We start from the raw sequence: 6,296 nt of genomic DNA on the forward strand, positions 1-6,296 counted from the left end.
TGGTATCGTTCTTCTCGGCTGAGGTGCTTGTACATTGGGCAACTTCGACTTGGCGGTTAAAGCGGCCATGATGCTCTCGCATCCTCAGCCACCTATAACCAGTTCATCTTTGTTGCACTTCGTCCTTGAATCCGCCAATTTTCAACAGGAGAAATCTATGTCAAAAATGGTCGATTACTACTTCGCCCCACAAAGTCCTTGGACGTATTTAGGGCATGACCGTTTTTTAAAAATCGCTAAATTAGCAGGCGCTAAGGTGCGTGTGATGCCTATGGACTTGAGCAAAGTATTTCCCATCTCAGGTGGTTTACCTCTGGGTAAACGTGCGCCACAACGCCAAGCGTATCGATTAGTGGAATTGACACGCTTCAGCAAGGGTCTCGACTTACCTCTGAACCTTCACCCCAAATTTTTTCCTGTAGCGTGCGACGCTGCGGCCAAGCTGATCATCGCAGTGGACATGCACTATGGCACGGATCCGGCTTTGACCATCACAGGTGCTGTACTGTCCGCGGTGTGGCATGAAGAGCGCGACATTGCAGATGCCGCCACATTGGCGACATTGCTCAACGAACACCAGCTGGATGCAACGTGCCTAGCGTTATCTAGCACACCAGAAACACAAGCCCGCTATGACAGCTACACCCAAAGCGCCATTGACGCCCAAGTATTTGGCGCACCCAGTTACGTGATAGACGGCGAGATGTTCTGGGGTCAAGACCGTTTGGACTTTGTGTCTCAAACGCTCACGCCCTAACCAAAGCCCACAAACAATTCAGCCACCGCAGCTGCACACAAGGTGCAACGCGGTGGCTGAATACGTTTAGCGTAGGCTAATTAACGTGGTGAGCGTGGCTTAGGGGCGCGTTTTTTGGCATCAAAACCACCACCAAACGACTTACCGCCAACCGCAGGGCGGGCAGGCTTGTCAAACGGTGTGCGGCCAGCCTCAAACGGAGCGCGTGGGGCACCGAAGTTGCCGCGCGGTGCGCCTTGACGTGGCTCGAAGCTGTTGCCACGAGGTGCTTCAAAACGGTTGTTGTCTTGACGACCTTCAAAACGACCTTCCGAGCGTGGCTCGAAGCGGCCTTGGCCATTACCTTCAAAGCGACCACCACCACCGCCAAACTTGTTGCCGCCGCCGAAGCCGCCACGGCCACCACCGCCACCAAACTTGCCGCCACCTTTGCGGTCATAGTCACGGCCGCCACCGCCACGTTGTTCGAGGCGTTGGGTAGGCTCCATGCCAGGAATCACTTCAGCCGTGAACTGTTGGCGTGTGTAGGCTTCGATGTCGAAAATCTTGCGCTTGTCGCGGAACTCGGCCAAGGTCACGGCCAAACCGTCACGCCCTGCGCGACCTGTACGACCAATGCGGTGGGTGTAATCCTCAGACTTCATAGGCAAGCCGAAGTTGAACACGTGGGTAATGGTCGGCACGTCAATGCCGCGCGCGGCCACATCGGTGGCAACCAAGAACTGCACTTGGCCTTGACGCAAAGCCATCAAGCGACGGTTGCGCAAGCCTTGGCTCAACGCACCGTGCAATGCCACAGCGGAGAAGCCTTCTTGCTGTAAGTCATTGGCCAAGCCGTCGCACTCGATTTGGGTGCTGGCGAAGATGATGGCTTGGTTGATAGTGGTGTCGCGCAAGAGATGGTCCAACAAACGACGCTTGTGCTGTGCGTTGTCCGCCCAATGCAGCACTTGACGAATGTTGCTGTGTTTTTCTTGAGGTGAGTCAATTTGCACACGTTGGGGTTGACGCATCACGCGTGTGGCCAACTGTTGAATGCGCGGCGCAAACGTGGCGCTGAACATCATGGTTTGTTTGCGGTCGATGGTGAGTTGGTTGATTTCAGCCAAGTCATCGGCAAAGCCCAAATCGAGCATGCGATCGGCTTCATCCACCACCAAGAATTGCACTTTGTCCAACTTGATTTGCATGGAGCGTTGCAGGTCGAGCAAACGCCCAGGTGTGGCCACCACCAAATCAGCGTTTTGCAGTTTGGCGATTTGCAACTGGTAAGGCATGCCGCCCACCACGTTGGCCACGCGCAAACCACGGCAGTGCTTGACCAAATCGATGGCGTCGTGCGCCACTTGTTGTGCCAATTCGCGGGTTGGGCAAACGATCAACGCACCAGGGGTTGGGGCTTTGAAATTGCGTGTGTTGGTCGGGTCTTTGCGCTTGGCGCGCTTGGGTGGCTCTTCGCCATTGGCCGCGGCGTCGGCTACCAGTTTGTCCCAAGCAGCTTTGTCACCCGCTTCGGCTTGGGCTTGTTGTTGAATCAAGGTGTGCAACACAGGTAACAAAAACGCAGCTGTTTTGCCGCTACCCGTTTGGCTAGACACCATCAAGTCGATGAAGCCTGCTTTTGCATCTGCGTTGGCCGAAGGCAAAGGTAAAGCCAAAGGAATGGTTTTGAGTTGAACCGTGGTGGGTTGGGTGTAACCCAAGTCAGCCACCGCTTGAACCAATTCAGGTGCCAAGCCGAGTTCGACGAAGCCATTGGGCACGTCTGCTTGTGCAACTTCAGGCACGTCAACGCCCTCAGTAGCAACGGCGTCTTGAGCGTTCATAGCCATAGTTTCGACAGGCGCAAATTCGCCTGTCACATTTAAAGTGTCAGTCATGATTTTTTCTCGCACGTGAGCGCCGCAAGTTGTGCGACTGCTCCGTTCTAGGTTAAAAAACATCAACCATCAAACGGAACCTGCTCTGACCCGCTAGGGGTTTATTCAGTGCTTGGGACTCATTTCGCGAGCCCGGTGAATGAAGGGAGATGTACAAATTCGCTACGTGTTTGTAACGAAGCCTGCAATTATGACACGGATTCGGGTTTTTATCTATTGCCTGTGAAGTTTTAAGCCGCATAGAGAAAGCAGCGATCTCAGGACTGACGGGGCTGTAACTGGACAAGTAAAACAACCCTAGCTTGCCCTCGGCTCTCACCAACCTAAGCCTTGTTGCGTCTTCTTTGCCTCATAGTCAGAACATGAGGGCAATTACTTTGAAGGCGAGTTCAAGACTTCATAGGGTCGAGTCCATAAGTAGTCGACTTGAACAAAGCCGCCATCACTCGCTTGGGCTTGATGTTGGCCGACTTGCGCAGTGGGTCGGGTGCGGCAGGTGCAGCAGCTTCGGCGCTGCGCACTGGCGCTTCGTAGGGTTTGTCAAAGAACGGGTCGTTCTTGATGCGTGGTGCGGGTACGTAGCCCACTTCACGGCTGCGGCGGCTGTCTTGTTCGCGCGGGCGCGAATCACGCGGGGCGAAGCCTTCGCGTGGACGGCTCGAAGACTCGGAACGCTCACCGCGAGACTCACGCGAATCACCGCGCGGCTCACGACGCTCACGCGAGCGGTCTTGCTCAACGGTCACGTGTTCTAAAGTGATTTTGGTTTTGAGCAATTTCTCAATGTCACCCACCAAGCGTTGGTCGCTGCCCGACACAAAGCTGATGGCGTGACCCAAAGCACCGGCGCGGCCTGTGCGACCAATGCGGTGCACATAGTCTTCGGCGTTGAAGGGGATGTCAAAGTTAAACACCGCTGGCACGTCTTTGATGTCCAAGCCGCGAGCGGCCACATCGGTACAGACCAACAAATCCACCTCGCCTTGCTTGAAACCTTCAAGGGCTTTCAGGCGTTCGTCTTGGCTCTTGTCGCCGTGCAGGGCGCTGGTGCGAAAACCATCGCGCTCCAACGAGCGGGCCAAGCGTGCGCAGCCAAGTTTGCTGTTGCAAAACACAAAGGCTTGCTTCATGCCGTTGGCTTTGATGAGGTGACGCAAGACGTTGTACTTGTCGTCCACGCTCACGCTAAAGAACTGTTGCGTGATGGTGGCGGCTGTTTCGTTGGGGCGGGCCACTTCAATGGTGACGGGGTTTTGCAAATAGCTGCCAGCCAAGCGTTTAATTTCGGTCGAGAAGGTGGCCGAGAACAACAGCGTGGTGCGCTGCTTGGGCAAGTGGCTCAAGATGCGTTGCAGATCTGGCAAGAAGCCAATGTCCAACATGCGGTCGGCTTCGTCGAGCACCACATATTCCACTTGGTTCAACACCACGTTCTTGGCTTCAATGTGGTCGAGCAAACGGCCAGGTGTGGCCACCAAAACTTCGACGCCTTTTTTCAGCTCAAGGGTTTGGGGCTTCATGTCCATGCCGCCAAACACCACGGCACTGCGCAGGTGGGTGTGCACAGCGTATTGTTTGATTTGCTGGGCCACTTGGTCGGCCAGCTCGCGGGTGGGCAACAGCACCAGTGCGCGCACGGGATGACGGGCGGGCGAGGTGGAGCTGTTCTCGTGTTTGAGCAAACGTTGCAGCAGTGGCAACGAGAACGCTGCGGTTTTGCCGGTGCCGGTTTGCGCGGCGCCCATCACGTCTTGGCCGGTCAGAACCACGGGAATGGCCTGGGCTTGGATGGGGGTCATGGATTCGTAGCCCATTTCGGCTACGGCACGTGCCAGCGCGGGGGCCAGCTGCAAATTGGAAAAAGAGGTCGTCATGTCTGGAGCCTATTGTCGCATTGTGGGCGGTCATGGCCAAAACAGGCCTCAAATCAAGCTCAGGTCTTGGGCAGCGTGACGCCCACTTGGCCTTGGTACTTGCCGCCACGGTCTTTGTAGCTGGTTTCGCAGACGTCGTCTTTGTCGCTCTCAAAGAACAACACTTGGGCACAGCCCTCGCCTGCGTAAATCTTGGCGGGCAGCGGCGTGGTGTTGGAGAACTCCAAGGTTACATAACCTTCCCACTCGGGCTCAAACGGGGTGACGTTCACGATGATGCCGCAGCGTGCATAAGTGCTCTTGCCCAAACACACGGTCAACACATTGCGGGGGATACGGAAGTACTCCATGGTGCGGGCCAAAGCAAAGCTGTTGGGCGGGATGATGCAGACGTCAGACTCGATGTCCACAAAGCTCTTGGGATCAAAGTTCTTTGGGTCCACCACGGTGCTGTAGATGTTGGTGAACACCTTGAACTCAGGCGCACAACGGATGTCGTAGCCATAGCTGCTGGTGCCGTAGCTGACGATCTTTTCACCCGCTGCGTTTTGGCGAATTTGGCCTGGCTCGAAGGGTTCGATCATGCCGTGCTCTTGGGCCATGCGGCGGATCCATTTGTCGCTCTTGATGCTCATCGTTCAACCTTTGAATAAGCGTCGTATTTTAGACACGCTGTCACCTCGTGGACTGTTGACGACACCGGTGCCCTGCCCGATCGCATACGATGAAAATGAATCCCCTCTTGGAAACCCCATGAAGCGCCGCACCCTTTTGCAAGCCGCGCCTTGGCTACTCGGTTTACCCGAAGCGGTTCAGGCGCAGGCACCGTTTCCCAACAAACCCATTCGCTACATCGTGGCTGTGGCGGCAGGCGGTGGCTCTGACATGATTGGCCGCACCGTTTGCGAACGCTTCAGCAAGGTGCTCTAGGCCAAAGCGTGGTGGTGAATAACCAAAGCGGCGGCGGTGTGATCGCCGCGCAAACCACCGCCCGCGCTGCACCCGATGGCTACACCCTAATGCGAGGCTATGTGGCGACACACGGCACGTCGCCCGCGACCCGAAAGCTGTCGTACGATCCCATCAAAGACTTCAAGCCCTTCGCCTGCGGCATCGTGATTCACCCCAGCATCGACGCCTGCACCCAACTCCGCGCACAAGGTGTGACGCCCGAGGACGTGACCCGCATTGACCTGCGTGTGCACCCGTTGGTGCTAGAACTAACAGGCAAAAAAATGCCGCAAGACGGCCTGCAAGGCAAGTTCAGCGTGTACCACGGCTGTGCGGTGGGTCTGATCTTTGGCCGTGCGGGTGAGGAAGAGTTCTCTGACCACATCGTGCGCCGCGACGATGTGGTGGCCTTGCGCGACAAAATCAACGCCGTCGTCGCCCCCCTCGGTGCGCGAAGAAAATGTGTATGTGACGGCCCACCTCAAAGACGGTCGTACGGTGGACGTGCATGTGGAGTACGCTATTGGTTCATTGCAACGCCCCATGACCGACGCCATGTTGGAGCGCAAGTTCCACGATTTGGCAGACCCCATCTTGGGCGCGGGTCGCAGCCAGCAAATCATCAGGGCCTGCTGGGCCCTAGGGAAAGCGCCTAACTTGAAAGACTTGTTGGCTTTGCTCAAGCCTTAATTGAGCGGCGGATTCAAGGACGAAGTGCAACAAAGATGAACTGGTTATAGGTGGCTGAGGATGCGAGAGCATCATGGCCGCTTTAACCGCCAAGTCGAAGTTGCCCAATGTACAAGCACCTCAGCCGAGAAGAACGATACCAAA

At 56.1% G+C, this 6,296-nt stretch carries 6 protein-coding genes and 1 pseudogene; 4 read left to right on the plus strand and 3 right to left on the minus strand.

Annotated elements, in window-relative coordinates:
* Positions 1 to 157 precede the first annotated feature (157 nt).
* Positions 158 to 757 carry a 2-hydroxychromene-2-carboxylate isomerase gene (locus tag RMS03_RS01310; protein ID WP_310625320.1) on the plus strand — a complete coding sequence of 200 codons (600 nt, stop codon included), beginning with the start codon at positions 158 to 160 and terminating at the stop codon, positions 755 to 757.
* A gap of 80 nt (positions 758 to 837) precedes the next feature.
* Here RMS03_RS01310 and RMS03_RS01315 read toward each other — a convergent pair whose 3' ends face one another.
* The 3 genes from RMS03_RS01315 to dcd all read right to left on the minus strand — a co-directional run bounded on the left by RMS03_RS01315 (position 838) and on the right by dcd (position 5,146).
* Positions 838 to 2,637 carry a DEAD/DEAH box helicase gene (locus RMS03_RS01315; protein WP_310625321.1) on the minus strand — a complete coding sequence of 600 codons (1,800 nt, stop codon included), beginning with the start codon at positions 2,635 to 2,637 and terminating at the stop codon, positions 838 to 840.
* A 389-nt stretch (positions 2,638 to 3,026) separates the two neighbouring features.
* The gene (locus RMS03_RS01320) at positions 3,027 to 4,511 is read right to left on the minus strand and encodes a DEAD/DEAH box helicase (RefSeq protein ID WP_310625322.1); all 1,485 of its coding nucleotides are present in this window, start codon (positions 4,509 to 4,511) and stop codon (positions 3,027 to 3,029) included.
* A gap of 59 nt (positions 4,512 to 4,570) precedes the next feature.
* The gene (gene dcd / locus RMS03_RS01325) at positions 4,571 to 5,146 is read right to left on the minus strand and encodes a dCTP deaminase (RefSeq protein ID WP_100132599.1); all 576 of its coding nucleotides are present in this window, start codon (positions 5,144 to 5,146) and stop codon (positions 4,571 to 4,573) included.
* A gap of 118 nt (positions 5,147 to 5,264) precedes the next feature.
* On the opposite strand from dcd, the gene RMS03_RS11580 reads away from it, so the two are divergent.
* The 3 genes and pseudogenes from RMS03_RS11580 (at position 5,265) to RMS03_RS11590 (ending at position 6,152) form a co-directional block, all read left to right on the plus strand.
* The gene (locus tag RMS03_RS11580) at positions 5,265 to 5,441 is read left to right on the plus strand and encodes a hypothetical protein (protein WP_405023482.1); all 177 of its coding nucleotides are present in this window, start codon (positions 5,265 to 5,267) and stop codon (positions 5,439 to 5,441) included.
* Positions 5,442 to 5,479: 38 nt separating this feature from the next.
* Positions 5,480 to 5,845 (plus strand): annotated as a pseudogene (locus RMS03_RS11585) (tripartite tricarboxylate transporter substrate-binding protein); the annotation flags it as partial.
* Positions 5,846 to 5,861: 16 nt separating this feature from the next.
* Positions 5,862 to 6,152, plus strand: coding sequence for a hypothetical protein (locus RMS03_RS11590; RefSeq protein ID WP_405023483.1), 291 nt, complete (start codon positions 5,862 to 5,864; stop codon positions 6,150 to 6,152).
* Positions 6,153 to 6,296 lie beyond the last annotated feature (144 nt).

Source organism: Limnohabitans sp. (assembly GCF_031538885.1).
Classification (GTDB): domain Bacteria; phylum Pseudomonadota; class Gammaproteobacteria; order Burkholderiales; family Burkholderiaceae_C; genus Limnohabitans.

Coding starts and splice junctions, on each gene's coding strand:
- RMS03_RS01310 (WP_310625320.1), top strand. CDS start 158: ATGTCAAAAATGGTCGATTACTACTTCGCCCCACAAAGTCCTTGGACG.
- RMS03_RS01315 (WP_310625321.1), bottom strand. CDS start 2,637: ATGACTGACACTTTAAATGTGACAGGCGAATTTGCGCCTGTCGAAACT.
- RMS03_RS01320 (WP_310625322.1), bottom strand. CDS start 4,511: ATGACGACCTCTTTTTCCAATTTGCAGCTGGCCCCCGCGCTGGCACGT.
- dcd (WP_100132599.1), bottom strand. CDS start 5,146: ATGAGCATCAAGAGCGACAAATGGATCCGCCGCATGGCCCAAGAGCAC.
- RMS03_RS11580 (WP_405023482.1), top strand. CDS start 5,265: ATGAAGCGCCGCACCCTTTTGCAAGCCGCGCCTTGGCTACTCGGTTTA.
- RMS03_RS11590 (WP_405023483.1), top strand. CDS start 5,862: ATGTGGTGGCCTTGCGCGACAAAATCAACGCCGTCGTCGCCCCCCTCG.